14 protein-coding genes are annotated in these 17,354 nt (G+C 59.8%); 7 read left to right on the top strand and 7 right to left on the bottom strand.

Annotation, left to right across the window (positions count from 1 at the left end; all coding sequences use genetic code 11):
- Positions 1 to 528 (bottom strand): RNA pyrophosphohydrolase, encoded by a 528-nt coding sequence (gene rppH / locus SANT_RS04290; RefSeq protein WP_025246472.1) that lies wholly within the window; start codon positions 526 to 528, stop codon positions 1 to 3.
- 687 nt (positions 529 to 1,215) lie between these two features.
- Between rppH and mutH the strand changes: the two genes are divergently transcribed.
- The 4 genes from mutH to SANT_RS04270 all read left to right on the top strand — a co-directional run bounded on the left by mutH (position 1,216) and on the right by SANT_RS04270 (position 4,224).
- Positions 1,216 to 1,911 (top strand): DNA mismatch repair endonuclease MutH, encoded by a 696-nt coding sequence (gene mutH, locus SANT_RS04285; RefSeq protein ID WP_025421068.1) that lies wholly within the window; start codon positions 1,216 to 1,218, stop codon positions 1,909 to 1,911.
- A 77-nt stretch (positions 1,912 to 1,988) separates the two neighbouring features.
- Entirely contained in the window at positions 1,989 to 2,720 is a 732-nt protein-coding gene (locus SANT_RS04280; protein WP_025421067.1) for a TerC family protein, read from the top strand.
- 119 nt (positions 2,721 to 2,839) lie between these two features.
- Positions 2,840 to 3,058, top strand: a complete 219-nt coding sequence (locus tag SANT_RS04275) for a YgdI/YgdR family lipoprotein (protein ID WP_025421066.1) — start codon at positions 2,840 to 2,842, stop codon at positions 3,056 to 3,058.
- A gap of 125 nt (positions 3,059 to 3,183) precedes the next feature.
- A complete protein-coding gene (locus tag SANT_RS04270) occupies positions 3,184 to 4,224 on the top strand; it encodes an NADP(H)-dependent aldo-keto reductase (RefSeq protein ID WP_025421065.1) in 1,041 nt (346 codons plus the stop codon).
- 62 nt (positions 4,225 to 4,286) lie between these two features.
- Here SANT_RS04270 and lplT read toward each other — a convergent pair whose 3' ends face one another.
- The 4 genes from lplT to SANT_RS04250 form a co-directional block, all read right to left on the bottom strand.
- Positions 4,287 to 5,504, bottom strand: a complete 1,218-nt coding sequence (gene lplT, locus SANT_RS04265) for a lysophospholipid transporter LplT (RefSeq protein ID WP_237234646.1) — start codon at positions 5,502 to 5,504, stop codon at positions 4,287 to 4,289.
- Positions 5,501 to 7,657 (bottom strand): bifunctional acyl-ACP--phospholipid O-acyltransferase/long-chain-fatty-acid--ACP ligase, encoded by a 2,157-nt coding sequence (gene aas / locus SANT_RS04260; protein WP_025421063.1) that lies wholly within the window; start codon positions 7,655 to 7,657, stop codon positions 5,501 to 5,503. The genes lplT and aas overlap by 4 nt, the downstream gene beginning before the upstream one ends.
- Positions 7,658 to 7,836: 179 nt before the next feature.
- Positions 7,837 to 8,541 carry a GNAT family N-acetyltransferase gene (locus tag SANT_RS04255; RefSeq protein WP_025421062.1) on the bottom strand — a complete coding sequence of 235 codons (705 nt, stop codon included), beginning with the start codon at positions 8,539 to 8,541 and terminating at the stop codon, positions 7,837 to 7,839.
- 518 nt (positions 8,542 to 9,059) lie between these two features.
- The gene (locus SANT_RS04250) at positions 9,060 to 11,342 is read right to left on the bottom strand and encodes a molybdopterin guanine dinucleotide-containing S/N-oxide reductase (RefSeq protein ID WP_025421061.1); all 2,283 of its coding nucleotides are present in this window, start codon (positions 11,340 to 11,342) and stop codon (positions 9,060 to 9,062) included.
- Between the two features lie 207 nt (positions 11,343 to 11,549).
- Here SANT_RS04250 and galR point away from each other — a divergent pair, with 207 nt between their 5' ends.
- Both galR and SANT_RS04240 read left to right on the top strand, forming a co-directional pair.
- Positions 11,550 to 12,554, top strand: a complete 1,005-nt coding sequence (gene galR, locus SANT_RS04245; protein WP_038668198.1) for an HTH-type transcriptional regulator GalR — start codon at positions 11,550 to 11,552, stop codon at positions 12,552 to 12,554.
- 317 nt (positions 12,555 to 12,871) lie between these two features.
- The gene (locus SANT_RS04240; RefSeq protein WP_025421060.1) at positions 12,872 to 13,654 is read left to right on the top strand and encodes a formate/nitrite transporter family protein; all 783 of its coding nucleotides are present in this window, start codon (positions 12,872 to 12,874) and stop codon (positions 13,652 to 13,654) included.
- 277 nt (positions 13,655 to 13,931) lie between these two features.
- On the opposite strand, the gene SANT_RS04235 is transcribed toward SANT_RS04240, so the two are convergent.
- The gene (locus SANT_RS04235) at positions 13,932 to 14,807 is read right to left on the bottom strand and encodes a LysR family transcriptional regulator (RefSeq protein WP_025421059.1); all 876 of its coding nucleotides are present in this window, start codon (positions 14,805 to 14,807) and stop codon (positions 13,932 to 13,934) included.
- A gap of 455 nt (positions 14,808 to 15,262) precedes the next feature.
- Here SANT_RS04235 and SANT_RS04230 point away from each other — a divergent pair, with 455 nt between their 5' ends.
- Entirely contained in the window at positions 15,263 to 15,916 is a 654-nt protein-coding gene (locus tag SANT_RS04230) for an HAD-IA family hydrolase (RefSeq protein WP_237234645.1), read from the top strand.
- 158 nt (positions 15,917 to 16,074) lie between these two features.
- Here the strand turns inward: SANT_RS04230 and lysA are convergent, their stop codons facing one another.
- Complete coding sequence (gene lysA, locus SANT_RS04225) at positions 16,075 to 17,343, bottom strand: diaminopimelate decarboxylase (protein WP_025421057.1); 1,269 nt, start codon at positions 17,341 to 17,343, stop codon at positions 16,075 to 16,077.
- Positions 17,344 to 17,354: the final 11 nt, after the last annotated feature.

Here is a 17,354-nt window from a genome sequence, read left to right as displayed (position 1 = left end):
TTAGCCTCTTTTCCGTCTGTGTGCCGGCGCGGAACGCTGCGCCGCAGTTTCCTGCAGCGGCATCACGACGCCGGAAAATTCCTTCATTACCCGGCGGTACACGTCCCGTTTAAAGGAAACGACCTGGCGTACCGGGTACCAGAAGCTGACCCAGCGCCAGCCGTCAAATTCAGGGATCCCCCCGCGCTGCATATTGATATCCGCATCCGGACACATGAGCTGTAGCAGAAACCATTTTTGCTTCTGACCAATACACACCGGCTTGGTGTCCCAGCGGACCAGCCGCTTGGGAAGTTTATAACGCAGCCAGTTACGCGTCGAAGCCAGGATACGCACATCTTTGCGGCTCAGACCGACCTCCTCGAACAGCTCGCGGTACATCGCCTGCTCCGCGGTCTCGCCAGCGTTGATGCCGCCCTGGGGGAACTGCCAGGAATGCTGTCCGTATCGCCTGGCCCACAGCACCTGCCCGTCGAGATTACAGATTACAATACCAACATTCGGGCGGTAGCCATCATCATCGATCACCGGACTACCTCGATTACATAAAATGTAAGATGTTCCGATTGTTTCATACTCGCTCTGAACGGTAAACCACTGCTTTTCACTAATCGCCGGTGAATAACCCTCTTCGGGGCGCTTAATGGCGCCGAGTTATAAACAGTTATCGGCGAGCGGGCGCCACTTTATGCACTTTTTCTGTGGATAGGTTTGTGTGCAACGCTGGATTAGATGGGTAAAACTTTTCGCCAAACGCCCGTGCGGGGGATAAAAAACAAAAAAATAGAGAAGAAGATCAACAGACTAAAACGTTTACCCTCGTCACGAAAGGCGCGCCGCCGCGGCGGTGAAAAATCTCTTCACCGGGCATGGATAAAAAACAACCATCGCTGATTTTATCCACAGAAAAACGGATCGACGTCGCAAATAAATGGACAAATAGGCTAAAAATGGCGACGTCAAGGCTGTAAATAGAAACAGTACTCGTCGATTGACCGGGTTATCCCGCAAATCTGTGGATAACCTGGTGTAAGATCCTGTTCATTGTTGGCCGTAGCGGGTGTACAACTGCAATCAGGCTTACGTCCTGCCCGTCAAGGTCATTAAAAAAGAGCTTAAAATCATGCTATTATTATTTTTTCTTCCGCCGCCACCCGCGTTAGCGGCGCGGATGTGCCGCAGGTGCTTAGTTTTTATTCAGTTCAGGACCGCGAAATGAACAGCCCGATTCCGCTTTCCCTTGCATCCCATCCCCCCGCCGATGAAAGGGAACTGCTGCGTCGCGCCGATGCGCTGGCGGGTTATACCTTGGGGGAGTTATCTGCCCAGGCCGGTCTGCCGATCCCCGCCAATCTTAAGCGCGACAAAGGCTGGATCGGCGTCCTATTGGAACGCTATCTGGGCGCCAGCGCCGGCAGTAAGCCCGAGCAGGATTTTGCCGCCATCGGCGTTGAGTTGAAAACCATTCCGGTAGACAGCGGCGGACAACCGTTGGAGACCACCTTTGTCTGCGTGGCGCCGCTGACCGGCAATAGCGGAGTGACCTGGGAAACCAGCCACGTGCGTTATAAGCTGGCGCGGGTGCTTTGGATCCCGGTCGAGGGCCTACGGACGATCCCGCTGGCGCGACGCCGCATCGGCGCGCCGCTCTTGTGGAGTCCGAATGCGGAGGAAGAGCTACAGCTGCGACGCGACTGGGAAGAGCTGATGGATCTCATCGTGCTGGGCAAGGTGGAACGCATCACCGCCCGCCACGGCGAAGTGTTACAGCTGCGGCCAAAAGCCGCCAACGGACGGGCGCTGACCGCCGCCGTCGGTGAATTTGGCCAGCCGATCTTAACGCTGCCGCGCGGTTTCTACTTGAAAAAAAACTTCACCGCCCAGCTGCTGGCGCGCCATTTCCTGTTATGACTGCGTTTTCTCTTGCCAGCCCACCGACAACACCGCGTATAATTATCGTTTATGTTTCGTTTAGGTGAATGTGTGTAATGTTTGATTGGATTGCCGATCCGGACGCATGGCTGGCGTTGGGAACCCTGACCCTTCTGGAAATCGTCCTGGGTATTGATAATATTGTTTTCCTGTCCGTGGTCGTCGCCAAACTTCCTCCCTCACAGCAAAGCAGCGCCCGCCGCCTGGGTCTGTTTGGCGCCATGGTGATGCGACTCGGCCTGCTGGCCGCGATCGCCTGGGTCAGCCATCTGGTCAAACCGCTGTTTTATCTACTGGAACACCCTATTTCCGCCCGGGATCTGATTTTGTTTTTCGGCGGCATTTTTCTTATCTGGAAATCGTGCCGGGAGATAATGGAATCGTTCCACGGCAGCGCTGGCGGCGAGGACAGCACGGTCCAATCCTATCTCGGCGCCATAACTCAGATCATGATGCTCGATATTATTCTCAGTCTGGACTCGGTCATCACCGCGGTAGGCCTGTCCTCCCATTTGTTTATCATGATGGCGGCGGTCATCATCGCGGTGGCGATAATGCTCTTTGCCGCCCGGCCGATAGGCGAATTTGTCGATAGACACCCGTCGGTCAAAATGCTGGCGCTGGCGTTTTTGATTTTGGTTGGCGGCGCGCTGATTCTGGAAAGTGCGGCTATCGACGTGCCGAAAGGGTATATCTATTTCGCCATGTTTTTCTCGCTGGCGGTGGAAACGCTGAATCTCTTACGCAATAAAAAAGCCGGTCAGCGGCCTTCCGGCCCCGATGCCTGAACGCGCCTCGACACGCAATGGAAAAGGGCGCGGGAATTTTCGCCCGCATCGCTAGTGCAGGCGATGTTTTTTGCCTATGATGTTAACGATATAGGTCTCTTAATGGATGGAAAACGATAATGAAAACACGCTTTCTGCTGATGCCGGCGTTATTCGGCGTCGCGCTGCTTGCCGGCTGCACCAGTGATTACGTCATGGCGACCAAAGATGGCCAGATGATATTGACCGACGGCAAGCCTGAAATCGATAAAACCACCGGTCTAATCCGTTATACCGACGAACGTGGCAACGAAAGGCAAATCAACGGCAACGATGTTTCGCAGATCATCGAAAGATGATCCCCGCGCCCGGCAGCGCGCCGCAGGTTTAATTTTCCCCTTCTCCCCCCGCCTCGGCTTGGTTATAGTCAGTCAAGGCGGTGCGATCACGCCTGTACGTTTACGTCACTGAGGAACCTGCCCTGATGTTTTATCACCGTATTCCCCATAGTTCTTTGGAAGTCAGCGTGCTCGGCCTGGGTACCATGACTTTCGGCGAACAAAACAGCGAAGCGCAAGCCCATGACCAACTCGATCTCGCTCTCGCCAGCGGCGTTAACTTAATTGACACCGCGGAAATGTACCCCGTACCGCCCCGTCCTGAAACCCAGGGGCTGACGGAGCGCTATATCGGTAGCTGGTTAAAGCGCCGCGGTCAGCGCGAAAAGATCGTTTTGGCCAGTAAAGTGCTCGGCCCGGCGCGCGGCAACGATTTGGAGGTCCGGCCGCAGCAAATGCTGGATCGCAAAAACATCCGTCAGGCGCTGGAAGACAGCCTGCGGCGCCTGAACACCGATTATCTGGATTTATATCAGGTGCATTGGCCGCAGCGCAGCACCAACTGCTTCGGCAAATTAAACTATCGTTACACCGATGAGAAACTGCCGGTCACGCTGCTGGAAACGCTGGAGGCCCTGAATGAGCAGGTCCGTGCCGGGAAAATTCGCTATATCGGCATTTCCAATGAAACCCCTTGGGGGGCGATGCGCTATCTGCAGTTGGCGGAAAAGCACGGGCTACCGCGCATTGTCACGGTGCAAAATCCCTATAGTTTGCTCAACCGCAGTTTTGAGGTGGGAATGGCGGAAATAAGCCAGTTTGAGGGACTGGAGCTTTTGGCCTACTCCAGCCTGGCGTTCGGCACCCTGAGCGGCAAATATCTGCACGGCGCCCGGCCGGCCGGCGCGCGGAATACGCTCTTTAGCCGCTTTACTCGCTATAGCGCTCCGCATACCCAGGCGGCGATCGCCGAGTATGTCGCGCTGGCGAACCGCCACGGGCTGGATCCGGCGCAGATGGCGCTGGCGTTCGTTCGTCGTCAGCCGTTCGTCGCCTCGACGCTGCTTGGCGCAACCACCCTCGAACAGTTGCAAAGCAACCTTGACAGCCTGACGCTGGATCTCGACGAGACGCTGCTGGCTTCACTCGAAGAGATTCACGGCCGCTACACCTTCCCCGCGCCCTAAAAAACGGCGCGCCGGGCGGGGAGCGCAGCGCCGGCAAGGGAGGCGCAAGGCTTGCCCTGGCGCTACCGTTGGCTGCCGCGCGCCTCCCCGCGGCTAAACCACCAGAGCACGGCGATCGCCAGCGCGAACAGCAGACCGAAGCCTACCCCTATCGCCGCCGCCGCTACCTGTAATGACACCACCAGCGTATACAGCCCCAGCATCAGCAGCATGGCAATATTTTCGGCGAAATTTTGCACGGCGATAGCGTTGCCGGCACCGACGCTCTGCTGTCCACGGTGCTGTAACAGGGCGTTAAGCGGTACGATGAAGAAACCGCCCAGCATACCGATAACGGCCAGCAGCCCATAAGCGGGCAGCAGGTGATGCTGCACGCTGAACATCACCACCGCGCCGCCCAACACTATTCCCGCCGGCATGCAGCGGCGTACCGTTTCCAGCCGGATAAACCGGGCGGCGGCGGCGGCGCCAAAAACAATGCCCACCGCCACCATGGCGTTCAGGGTGGTCGGCGTCGTGTTATCCGTAATGCCCAGCGCCACCGGGACCCAGAGCACCAGCAGGAAACGCAGCGTCACGCCCGCCCCCCAGAACAAACTGGTGCCGATAATGGCGAAGCGGGTCTGACCGTCCCGTCCCAGCAGACGGCAGTGATCGTAAAAAGCGCGCATCATCTCCAGCGGCCGGTGGTGAGGGCGGGTGCGCGCCGCCGTCAGCCGAGGAATAAACAGATTGGCCAGCATCGCTAATCCATACGTCAGCGCGCAAATCGCCAGCGCGCCGGCAACATGCCAATCCGCCAGCACACCGCCGGCCACCGACCCGATGAGGATGGCGGCAATGGTAGAGCCTTCCATCAACCCATTGGCCCGCACCAATTGGTCACCGGTGGTCAGCTCGCCGAGAATGCCGTATTTGGCCGGGGAGTAAGCCGCGGCGCCGACGCCCACCAGACAATAGCCCAGGAACGGATCGCCGCCGAAACAGACGAGTAGCGTGCCGACCAACTTCACGCCGTTGGCCACCATCATGACCCGACCTTTGGGGAAACCATCGGCGAAATGACCGACGAACGGCGCCAGGACGATATAGGCGCCGACAAACAGCATTTGCAGTATCGGCTGGCTCCAGTCGGGATAGTGCAGCGTTTTCATTAGCGCCAGCGTGGCGAACAGGAGCGCGTTGTCGCCGAACGCCGAGAAAAACTGCGCCACCATCACCGCCATCATCGATCGTGACCACAGCCCGCCCGCCGGGGCCCCGTCATGGGAAGACATCATGCATCAGACTCCGGCTGAGCCGCCATTTCGCCGAGGGTGACATAATCGGGTTTACCGCTGCCCAGCAGCGGCAGCGACGCGATATGCCGGATGTCGCGCGGTACGGTAATTTCCGCCGCGCCCTGCTTACGCGCCTGCTGTAACAACTTATCCCGCGTCAGGCCGGCGTCGGTGGTGAAAAGCACCAGTCCCTCCCCGCGCGCATTATCGCTGCGGGTGGTGGCGCCGTGCCGGGCGTCCGGCGATACGCTGAGCGCCAATTGTTCGACGCTCTCCAGCGACACCATTTCTCCCGCCAGTTTTGCGAAGCGTTTTACCCGCCCTTGAATAGTACAAAAACCCTGCTCGTCCAGCGTGACGATATCCCCAGTGTCATACCAGCCCGGCTCGCTCTGCCCGTCGGTGTTCTCGGCGGCGGGCGGCTCCACCGCGCCGCCGCTGCCGACGCGCAGGTAGCCTTTCATGATATTCGGCCCGCGCAGTTGCAACCTCCCCCCATGCTCGATACCCGCCACCGCGATCAGCCGGGCATCCATGGCGGGCAAGATCTGGCCGACGCTATGCGGCTTGGCCGCCATCGGGACATTGATCGCCACCACCGGCGCGCATTCGGTGACGCCATAGCCCTCCAAAATACGCAGCCCGAATCGCTCCTGCCACAGTTGGCGGGTGGCATCGGACAGTTTTTCCGCCCCCGACACCACATAGCGCAGACGGGCAAAGTCGTACGGGTGGGCGAAACGCCCATAATGGCCAAGGAACGTAGAGGTGCCGAACAACACGGTGCAGTTCTGGTCATATACCAGTTCCGGGATAATCCGGTAATGCAGCGGACTGGGATAAAGCAGTACCTGGGCGCCGGTCATCAGCGGCGTAAACAGCCCCACCGTCAGACCGAAGGCGTGGAACAGCGGAAGCGCCGACATGAATTTGTCCCGCGGGGTAAAGTCGGCCACGGTACGTATCTGCTCTATATTGGCCATGATGCTGCGGTGGGAATGCACGACCGCTTTCGGCGTGCCTTCGGATCCGGACGTAAACAGAATCAGCGCGCTATCGTCAGGACGCTGCGCCCGCGCGGCCCGCGCCGGCGCCAACAGATGACATAGGGTCCACAGCTTGTCGTACAGCGTCAAGCTGTGGCGCAGATCCTCCAGGAATACCCAGCGCGCGCCGGTCACCTGCGTAGGCAAATCCGTTAAACGCGCTTTATCGAGAAACTGACGGGAGCTGACAATGATTTTCAGCCCGGCGGCGTCCACCGCGTGGTTCAGGGCGCCGACGCCGGCGGTATAGTTCAGCATGGCGGGCACCCTGCCGCGGATCAGCGCACCGATAACCGCGGCGGCGGTGATGGTGGCGTTCGGCAGCAACAGACCCACATGTTCACCCGGCGCGGCCAGGCGCTGCAAAATCCGGCTGACCCCCAGGCTTTTTTTCAGCAAAACATGATAGCTATCGGTTTTCAGCGTCATGTCGGTCATGCAGGGCTTGCTGTCGCCATAGCGCCGCATCGCCTGCAGTAAACCGTCATACAGCGTCAGCGCAGGACGGGAAGCCATACGCGCGTTCATCATGATTGTCCGCAGCCGTTCGCCGGCGGCGCGGCGGCGATCGCGCGCGCGGCGGCCTTCCGGCATCGGTAGCGGCGTCGGCGCCAGCAGCGTCAGGGTAATTTTGGGAAACCAGCGGCGGCGGAAAATCCCTCCCATGCGGCTAAAAGGGGTAAACTCGGGACCGTCTATCCACATCGGCACCACCAGCGCATCAGCGCGCGCCGCGACGAACGCCGCGCCGTCATACACCTTCATCAGCGCGCCGGTAACGGTCAGCCGCCCCTCTGGAAATACCACCACCGGCCGGCCTTGACCGACGGCCTTGATCAGTTGTTTGATGCTGTGCGGCCGGGTGGGGTTAAGCGAAATAATATCGGCATAGCGCCGAATCAGGGGCATAAACCAGGCATTGTCCAAGGTGGTATAAATCGCGAACACCGGCTTTACCGGTAAAAACACCGCCAGTAGAATGCCATCGAGAAACGAGACGTGATTAGGGGTCAACATGACCCGGGGTTGCGTCAACAGGCGGGTATCGCCAATGATTTCGACCCGGTACATCAGCCTGAACAGCAGACGCAAAACCTTAAAAAGCATGCCATCTCCTTATGTATCTCTTCTGGCGGGGGCCGACATGGCAACGCCGGCGCGCCGGTCATCCGTCCGCGGGGAGCGGCTCGCTCGCCGGGCCGATGAACGGATCCTGCCTCATCATTATGTCGATTAATCTTAGCAGGTTAAAGACATACCGCACCGGCAACGCCGCGCGGACGACGCTAGGCCGGCATGAATTCGCCAAGGGCGCGCCGCTGTCCGCCATTGGCGTCGACGTTGTCATTCGCCAGCCAGGCGGTATAGGCGGCCCGGATAGCCGGCCAGTCCGCGTCAACGATGGCAAACCAGCTGGTGTCGCGATTGCGGCCCTTGGTGACGATCGCTTGGCGGAAAGTGCCTTCGTAGCAAAATCCCAGCCTGCGCGCGGCCTGGCGCGACGGTGCGTTCAGGCTATCGCATTTCCATTCGCAGCGCCGGTAGCCGAGGGTATCGAACAGATACGCCAGCAGCAGCGCGATGGCTTCGGTACCCATGCGCGAACGCCGCATTCCCCGCGACCAGTTCACCCAGCCGATTTCCGCCACGCCGTGCGCCGGTGCAATACGCATCAACGCCACCGTTCCCACCGCCCGATCGCCATCGCGGTCCACCACGGTGAAGAAAAGCGGATCTTCGCTGGCGGCCAGCGCCGTCAGCCAGACGCGGCACGCCTGCCGGCTCGCGGGGCGCTCCACCGGCAGGTAAGTCCAGTCACGGCCGTCTTCCGCCTGTGCCCAGGCGTCGTATAACGTATCAAAGTGCGCCGCCGTCAGCGGCTCCAGCCGGCAGCTGCGGCCGGTCAGCACCACGCGCTGCGGTTGGGGGCGCGCTTGCCAGGCGCACAGGGCGTCACCAATCGGTTGGTCATACTCATTATAAGCAGGCATAGGCGGTTATCTCCGGCGAGGGCCACGCAGGACGGGCCGTAAAGGTTTTCATCGGCGGCAGGAATACTAGCAGACCCGCGTGGGGAAAGCGCGCGTCCGGCGCAAAGCGGGGAAAAGAGAGGGATCGCGGGCAAAAAAAAACCTACGCGTCCGCGTAGGTTGGTGCAACTGAAATGGTTTCAACATACAGAGTATGTTGATTTCTCACCAATCAATACCTCTGGGAGTACACACTCTAATGCCCCTGACGCCTCATCACTACCGAACAATCGCAAGATTACCGCTCGAAGTGAAACCAACTGTAAAAATTGTCCCAGGATTATAAACATCTCGCCCGTCAGGGCCGCTTTCGCCACCGCCGCGGGAAAGGCGGCGACCGCTGGCAGGCCAGCCGGCGACGACGGACATCGTCAAATATTAGGAGTGACAGGCAAACAGCGGCGGAACCCTAGGAGACAGCTCATAGCGCTGCCCCTGGCACGCGCGGTGAGATGCCGCCCCCGCCTCATGCCCTCCCGCTAGGTCGCCTCGGGCGGACAGCGGCTGACCTCCACCAGACAGCTCATGGCGTTCGGTCCCTGGGTCAGCGGCGAGGTGCCGATATCCAGCGTCAGCACATTGGGATTGCCGGACTGTTCCGTGGCGGGCAAGTCGTCCTCCCGCCAGGTTGGGGTAAACCAGGCGCCGGTCGCCATCAGCGTGACCCCCGGCGCCACGCCATCGCTAAGCCTGGCACCCGCCAGCAAACGGCCGCGATCGTTATACACGCTGACCTGCTCGCCATCGGCGATGCCGCGCCGTGCGGCGTCCGCGGGATGCAGGTAGAGCGTCTCGCGCCCGGCGGTTTTGTTGGCCTGCGCCAGCGGCGCCGGGTCTAATTGACTGTGCAGCCGATCGTGGGGCTGGACGGTGATAAGATGCAGCGGATAGCGCGCTGCACGATCGTCCCCCAGCCATTCCGCCGGCGGACGCCATTCCGGCAGCGGCCCAAAATCTTTGTAGGCAAAACCGGCAATGGTTTCGCTGAAAAGTTCGATACGGCCGCTCGGGGTATGCAACGGATGCCGCTGCGGATCCTGGCGAAAGTCCGCCATAAACACATAGTCTTCCGCGGGAGCAGGCACCTCCAGATAACCTTGCCGCCAAAAAGTGTCGAAAGACGGCCAGCAATGGCCAGCGGCGGCATGGGATAGCGCGCTTTGCTGATATAACGTCTCGATCCAGCCACGTTCGTCGCGCCCGCCGGTAAAGGCTTCCCGATAACCGAGACGCTCCGCGAGTTCAGCGAAAATGGTGAAGTCATTGCGCGCCTGATGCAGCGGCGCCACCGCCTGTTGCATCGCCAGGACATAGCGATCGCGCGATGAACCGCCGATATCGTTGCGCTCCAGCGAGGTCGTGACCGGCAGCACAATATCGGCCAGCTTGGCGGCCGGCGTCCACCAGATATCCTGCACGACGACGGTGGCCGGCTTGCGCCAGCCCGCCAACAGCCGGTTCAGTTGCTGATGATGATGGAAGGGGTTGCCACCCGCCCAGTAAATCATGTCAATAGCGGGATAACGCCGCTGCTGCCCCTGAAAGCTGTACTCACCGCCGGGATGCAGCAGCATATCGGCAATGCGCGCGACCGGTATGGTCAGGTCGGCGGCCGGGTTGACGCCTAACGGCAAACTGGGGGCCAAGGCGTCCAGCCGTGGATTACCCACGCCGTTCATTGAGCCGTGACCGAAGGCGAAACCGCCTCCCGGCAGGCCTATCTGCCCGAGCATTGCCGCTAGCGCAATCACCATCCAATAGGGTTGCTCGCCGCGATGGGCGCGCTGAAGCGCATAGGCACAGGTCATCATGCTGCGGGGCGCCGCCATCAATTGCCGCGCCAACCGCCGAATACGCTCGGCGGGGATGCCGGTAATCGCGCTGGCCCATTGCGGGGTTTTGGCTAAACCGTCCCCTGCGCCGCGCAAATAGGCGGCCAACTGCGGCCAGCCGACGCAATAACGCTCAAGAAACGTCTGGTCCTGCGCGCCGTGGTGCTGGATTTCCCAAGCCAGCGCCAGCATCAGTGCCGTATCGGTATTCGGCCGGATAGGGATCCATTCCGCGTTAAGAAAGGCGGGACAGTCGTCCCGCGTTGGGCTGATATTGATAACCGGCGTCCCTTTGGCGGCCAACTTTTCCAACCAGGTCTGGAGCGAATGTTCGCCGGCGCCGCCGGACGAAACCTGGGCGTTTTTTAACGCCAGCCCGCCGAAGGCGATAAACAACCCACAATGGGCAATGACGCTCGGCCAACTAGTCACCCTACCGGTTAACGGGCTATAACTGCCGATAATATGCGGTAAAAAGAACTGGGCCGCCCCCCAACTGTAATTACCCGCCTGATCCACCGCACCGCCGCCGGCGAAATGAAAACGCCGCACCAGCGAGCGGGCGTGATGGACCCGGCCGGCGGAGGACCAGCCATAAGAGCCGGTAAAAATACCTTCGGCGCCAAAACGATCCCGCACCCGGCGATTCTCTTGTGCGATGAGATCCAGCGCGCGATCCCAGCCGACTTCGACGAACTCGTCACGGCCGCGCAAGCCGCGATCGCTGTTTTCCCGCGCCGTTAACCAGGAGCGGCGTACCGCCGGTTTACGGATGCGCTGGTCGGAATAGAGCATGGGCGCGATAGACGCCAGCATCGGCGAGGGGTGCGGGTCGTGCTTAAAAGGCTCGCAGCGCAGCAACGTGCCATCCTCTACGACTGCGGTAAAAGCGCCCCAGTGCGCCAATTGCGGAAAACGTGAAATCGCCATACCCTGCTCTCTTCAATGCCGGTTAACCTGGCGGGAAAATACCATTTCTTCTTTGGCGGCGCCAAAATACTTCGCCCGACCAATGACCGGAAATAGCCGCCGCGGCGGTTAATTTTTACCGCATCATGCTAACTTCTTGCGGTTAAAGTTATTTTCCGTGAAACTAGCGAATGTAAACGATGACTTCCCGACGTCGGAAATGTGCTCATGGCCACCATAAAGGATGTCGCCAGACTGGCGGGCGTTTCAGTCGCCACCGTCTCGCGTGTGATTAACCACTCGCCGAAAACCAGCGATGGATCGCGTCAGGCGGTCATGCAGGCGATGGAGCAGTTGCAATACCACCCCAACGCCAACGCCCGCGCGCTGGCGCAGCAGTCCACGGAAACCTTGGGGCTTATCGTCGCCGATGTGTCGGATCCGTTTTTCGGCGCCATGGTCAAGGCGGTGGAACAGGTCGCTTACCAGACCGGCAATTTTCTGCTTATCGGCAACGGTTATCATATTCTGGATAAAGAGCGCCAGGCGATTGAGCAGTTGATCCGCCACCGCTGCGCCGCGCTGGTGGTGCATGCGCAAATGATCCCGGCTGACGAGCTCAATACGCTGATGGCGCATATGCCGGGCATGGTGCTTATCAACCGTATCTTGCCCGATTACGCCGATCGCTGCGTGGCGCTGGACGATCGCTACGGCGCTTGGTTGGCCACGCGCCATCTTATCCAGATGGGGCATCAACGCATCGCTTTTATCTGCTCCAGCCACAGCATTCCCGACAGCGTCGACCGCCTGCGGGGGTACCGGGACGCGCTGGAGGAATTTCACATTGAACTGGATGAAAAGCTGATTGCCTATGGCGAGCCGGATGAGGTGGGCGGGGAACAGGCGATGACCGAACTTCTGGGCCGCGGCCGCAATTTTACCGCCATTGCCTGCTATAACGACTCGACAGCCGCCGGCGCGATGGCGGTACTGAGCGATAACGGCATTGAGGTGCCGCAGGATATGTCGCTGGTCGGCTTCGATGATGTGCTGATATCGCGCTACCTGCGGCCCCGTTTGACCACCATCCGCTACCCGGTGGTGGCCATGGCCACTCAGGCGGCGCAGCTCGCGCTCGCGCTGGCCAACGGTGAGCCGCTGCCGGAGGTAACCAATATGTTCAGTCCGACGCTGGTGCGTCGCCATTCCGTGGCGCCGCCGGCGGCGTAGCGCCTCTCACGACATTGTTGGTATTTATTGCGGCCAACGGCGCGGCAGCGGTGAATACCAGCAACAGTAACCCCGCAGCGCCATCACCTCCCTCCCCGCAATGCTGTGCCGGTCACTGGCCGCGGCATGGAGGCCACCGTACCGGAAAACGGCCGGTTTGCCCGGCAGCGGCGTTGACGACGCAGCCGCAACGGGGCAGAGGCAGAGCGGGGACGTTAACACTTTTTTACCCTGACTCGTCTGATTTAGTGTTGGCTTCGCCGGAGTGAGAAGCTACTATGCGTGGCACCTTATCATTCTATTAACATGCGAATCACATGTCGTTTTATTCACCCAAAGAAGTCGCCGCAATTGCCATGCATACCGGCGTCGCGAAAAGTCAAGCCTCCCTACCGGTACTGCTGGTCCTGGGCGTCATGGCGGGCGCGTTTATCGCCCTGGGCTTTCTGCTGGATATCCACGTCATTTCCAGCCTGCCGCCGGCGTGGGGATCGTTTGGCGTGTTCCTCGGCGCGTCGGTGTTTCCGGTCGGCCTGGTTCTGACGGTATTAGCGGGCGGCGAGCTGCTGACCGGCAATATGATGACGTTGCCCATGGCGCTGTTCAGCCGGCAAATCGGCGTGCTGGCGCTTATCCGTAACTGGTTTTGGGTTACGCTCGCCAACTTTATCGGCAGCCTGATGATAGCCTGGTTCTTCGGCCATATTCTCGGTATGACCGAAGGGGCGTTTTTGGCGAAGACCGTCGCCACCGCGCACGCCAAGATTTCCGCCGACTTCACCCACGCGTTTATCTCGGCTATCGGCTGTAACTGGCTGGTCAGTTTGGCGGTCTGGTTGGCGTATGCCGCCAAAGACATGGCGGGCAAAATCCTGGGCATTTGGTTTCCCATCATGGCGTTTGTCGATTTGGGCTTCCAGCACGTCGTCGCGAATATGTTCGTCATCCCGGCGGCGATTTTCGCCGGCCAGGCTACCTGGCACGACTACGTGATCAATTTTCCGCCGGTCTTCCTCGGTAATGCGGTAGGGGGCGGCATCTTTGTCGCGCTGATTTACTTTATCGCCTACCGGCCGCTGGGCGGTCAGTCCCACGCCTGACGGCGAGGGCGGGGGCGGGGTCGCTGCGCGGCCCCGCCCTCCTTTGCGCATGGCCGAAAGCCGAACGCGGCCTTTGGCCTGCCGCCCTTACGTGCCGATCGCGCGCGCGTCTTCGCTGCTACCGCTCAGCAACTTCGCCCCGAGCGCCCGCTTAGCGCCGCCTTGTTTCCCTCCCGCCACTGGTCGGCGCGCCAACATGTCATCATCTCCCCACCGGGCGTGTGCGCAGCCAGCACGTTATCGAGTCCTCGCCGGCGCGCTAACCCAGCCGGCATCCTCAGGCCGGCGCCAGCATGGCGGTAACCTGGCTGATAAAACTGTCACGCACCGGATCGGCAATCTTTTCGTTCCACACCAGGCCGATATCCCAGCGGGCGAATTCACCGTGCAGCGGCTGGCAGATTATGTCCTGGTGCGGCACCGTCACCGCGCTTTGCGGTAAAATTGCCACCCCCATGCGGGATTCCACCATGGTCATCAAGGTACGGGTGTCGCTGATACATTGCATCTTGCGGGCGTCGATGCCGTGCGCAGCGATGAAATTATTGATTTGCAGCGCCGAACCAGGACAGGTTTCCGCATTCACGGTAAAGAGCGTGCAGCGACGCCAAAGCTGATGCAGCGGTTCCTGCTGGTGCCGGCAGCTCTTATGAAAGATAAGCGTTAAGCAGTCCGAGCCGGTTTTACGGAACGCCAGCGGCGGCGACACCGGGATACGCATAAAACCCGCCTGCAGTTGACCACTCAGGATGCGCTCTTGCTGCACCGGCGAAGAGATATCCTGTAGCCCAAGATGGATGTCGGGAAAGGCATTCTGAAAGGCGGTGATAATGGCCGGCATCACCGGCGTCGCCGAAGAAATAAACCCCAACGACAACGCGCCGCGCTTGCCATTGGTCAACTGCTGGCACAGCGTCTTGAACGCGTTGAACTGACCGATTAATTTTTTCGCGTCCTGATAAAGTTGCTGACCATGTCGGCTGAGCTGGGTACCGTGATTATCGCGCAAAAACAGGACCAAATTGATTTCCGCCTCCAGCATTTTGATCTGTTTGGTCAGCGTGGGCTGTGTCAGCCACAATCTTTCCGCCGCTTCCCGATAGCTCAGGCACTCAGCCAGAGTGACAAACGCCCGGAGTTGCCGAATGTCCATTCCAAACTCCTATCGCCAATTAACTTTTTTCAATTATACAAATTACCCCTTTCATGTTGAACTGTCATGAATAATTAATCTGCAGGGGCCTTTCATTATGTATAAATCCTCGCGCATTATCGGCAAATAAAAAAGAGCAGCGACTTAAAATAAGCAAAAATAAACATATGCGACAAAACAATATAAAAATATCTATTATTCATCGCCTAAATACATGACACCAAACTGTTGCATTCCCCCCTCTGGCCCGACGTCCGCACCACCGGGGCGGGAGTGTTGCCGGCGGTGTTAATAAGCGCGATTTACCCAAGAGTGCACACAATTTTCGCCTTCTATTCATATAACAACCTGTACCGATTCAGACCCTACCGGTCTTCCGCCGGGAAAAAACCAGCGGAAGTCATAGTTTGGCTATCACCCTTTCCAACCAGCGATGAGATAATTAAGGAATGATAATGAAATTAATTAAATCTAAAGCTTTGCTGTTTGATATGGACGGAACATTAGTCCACTCCACGCATCAGGTTGAATTTATCTGGCGTCACTGGTGTCGTATCAATCATATTGCGCCCCAGCAGGTACTCAGCATTTGTCATGGGGTTCGTTCGCGCGACGTCATTCATCGGGTCGCCCCCCATTTACCGCTGGAAGAACAGGCCGCGGTGCTTGACGGGCTGGAGATTGAATTTAGCGGCAAAGCGCGGGAAATCCCGGGCGCCGGCCACTTCCTCAGTTCTCTCGGCGACGTCCCCTGGGCCGTGGTGACTTCCGCCAGCCAGCGGGTAGCTCGGCACAGGATGACCTGCTGCCGACTGCCGTTGCCCGCGCTGATGGTGGGCGCCAATGAGGTGACCCGCGGTAAACCCGATGCCGAGCCCTATCGGCTGGGCGCGAAATTACTCGGCATCGCGACCAGCGACTGCCTGGTGTTTGAAGACGCCCCCGCCGGCATCCACAGCGCGCTGGCGGCAGGCTGCAGCGTCATCCAGGTTGGCGGCGCGCCGCAGCCCGGCCCCCGCATTCGCGGCCACATTCGCGACTGGCGGCAAATTCGCTTCGTCGGGCTTGAGGGCGATGACATTGCGCTGGAGCTAAATCTTTCACCATGAACATCCCCTGGCGACCTCTAGCGTTTGGCCGCGGCGGCGCACGGTGAGGTATCGACTCACCTGCCCTCCCCCGCAGCGTTTAGACGGCACTGTGGGCGCCATCGCGCCGGCGATGCGCGCCGCACGCCGCAGGGAGCAAGCTCAACCCAACGCCTGTTTCAGAACGGCGATATCTCCAGGTCAAACAGCGCCTGCAGCGGCTGCCGGCGGCGAATTTGCCGCGCCTGACCCCGTTCAAACAAGACCTCCGGCAGAAGCGGGCGGCTATTGTAATTCGAGGACATGGACGCGCCATAAGCGCCGGTATCGTGAAAGACCAGATAATCCCCCACCTGGGCCGGCGGCAAACGGCGCGGCGCGACGCCGCCGCCGGCGGTTTGGGTAAAGACATCGCCGGACTCGCACAGCGGTCCCCCCACCACGGTATCGCGCAGCGGTTGCGCGCCGCGATCGCGACCGTCCGCCGGCAGCAGCGAGATAGCGTGATAGCTACCGTACATCGCCGGGCGCATTAAATCGTTAAACCCGGCATCCACCAGCACGAAATGGCGGCTGCCCATCGCTTTGACCGCCCTGACCTGCGCCACCAGTACGCCCGCTTCCGCCACCAAAAACCGGCCCGGTTCTATTTCAAGCGCCACCGGATGCCCAAGATGCGCGCTAATCCGCCGGCGGGCAGCATCCCACAGGCCAAAGTAGTGATCGGTATCAATCGCCTCCTCACCCGAACGATAAGGTACCGATAACCCGCCGCCCGCGGAAATGGCCGCGAGATCCAGTCCGCTGGCGATGACCTGCTGCACCATGGCGTCGCAAACCTGCGCGAGATGGGCGTAATCCACACCCGAACCAATGTGCATATGTATGCCGATAAGCCGCAGGCCGTAGCGACGGATAAGCGCCGCGGCCTGCGGCAACTCTTCATGCCAAATCCCGTGTTTGCTGTTTTCACCGCCGGTATTGGTTTTTTGGCTGTGGCCATGGCCAAAACCGGGATTGACCCGCAGCCAGACCTCGTGCCCCGGCGAGCGGGCGCCAAGCTGCGCCAGCATATCCGCCGAGCCGGCATTGACCGGGATGCCAAGCTCAATGACCCGCGCCAGCGTCGGCTCATCCAGTAAATCGGCGGTAAAAACGATGTCATGGCTGGCGGTCCCCGGCTGAAAACCGGCCAGTAACGCACGCTCAATCTCCCCGAGCGACACCGAGTCCACTTTGGCGCCATGGCTGCGCATCAGGCGCAGCAGATGGATATTGGAGCAGGCTTTCTGGGCGAAACGGACGGTATCGAAACGGCGTAGTTGCGCAATGCGCGCGCTGATGGTTTCCGCTTCATATACCCAGACCGGGCCGCCATACTGCTGGTGCAACGGCAATAAGTTAGCGGCGTTCAGAGCGCGTTCCGTGGTGAAAAGATCGTGCGGCATGGTGGTCCTCG

It is taken from the genome of Sodalis praecaptivus (genome assembly GCF_000517425.1).
Classification (GTDB): Bacteria; Pseudomonadota; Gammaproteobacteria; order Enterobacterales; family Enterobacteriaceae; genus Sodalis_A; species Sodalis_A praecaptivus.
Note: the sequence above shows the minus strand (reverse complement) of the source record. Positions and strands in the feature narration are given on the sequence as shown.

Bases quoted from the DNA above. Each gene is read 5' to 3' on its own strand.
- mutH (WP_025421068.1), top strand. From the start codon at position 1,216: ATGAACAGCCCGATTCCGCTTTCCCTTGCATCCCATCCCCCCGCCGAT.
- SANT_RS04280 (WP_025421067.1), top strand. From the start codon at position 1,989: ATGTTTGATTGGATTGCCGATCCGGACGCATGGCTGGCGTTGGGAACC.
- SANT_RS04275 (WP_025421066.1), top strand. From the start codon at position 2,840: ATGAAAACACGCTTTCTGCTGATGCCGGCGTTATTCGGCGTCGCGCTG.
- SANT_RS04270 (WP_025421065.1), top strand. From the start codon at position 3,184: ATGTTTTATCACCGTATTCCCCATAGTTCTTTGGAAGTCAGCGTGCTC.
- lplT (WP_237234646.1), bottom strand. From the start codon at position 5,504: ATGATGTCTTCCCATGACGGGGCCCCGGCGGGCGGGCTGTGGTCACGA.
- aas (WP_025421063.1), bottom strand. From the start codon at position 7,657: ATGCTTTTTAAGGTTTTGCGTCTGCTGTTCAGGCTGATGTACCGGGTC.
- SANT_RS04255 (WP_025421062.1), bottom strand. From the start codon at position 8,541: ATGCCTGCTTATAATGAGTATGACCAACCGATTGGTGACGCCCTGTGC.
- SANT_RS04250 (WP_025421061.1), bottom strand. From the start codon at position 11,342: ATGGCGATTTCACGTTTTCCGCAATTGGCGCACTGGGGCGCTTTTACC.
- galR (WP_038668198.1), top strand. From the start codon at position 11,550: ATGGCCACCATAAAGGATGTCGCCAGACTGGCGGGCGTTTCAGTCGCC.
- SANT_RS04240 (WP_025421060.1), top strand. From the start codon at position 12,872: ATGTCGTTTTATTCACCCAAAGAAGTCGCCGCAATTGCCATGCATACC.
- SANT_RS04235 (WP_025421059.1), bottom strand. From the start codon at position 14,807: ATGGACATTCGGCAACTCCGGGCGTTTGTCACTCTGGCTGAGTGCCTG.
- SANT_RS04230 (WP_237234645.1), top strand. From the start codon at position 15,263: ATGAAATTAATTAAATCTAAAGCTTTGCTGTTTGATATGGACGGAACA.
- lysA (WP_025421057.1), bottom strand. From the start codon at position 17,343: ATGCCGCACGATCTTTTCACCACGGAACGCGCTCTGAACGCCGCTAAC.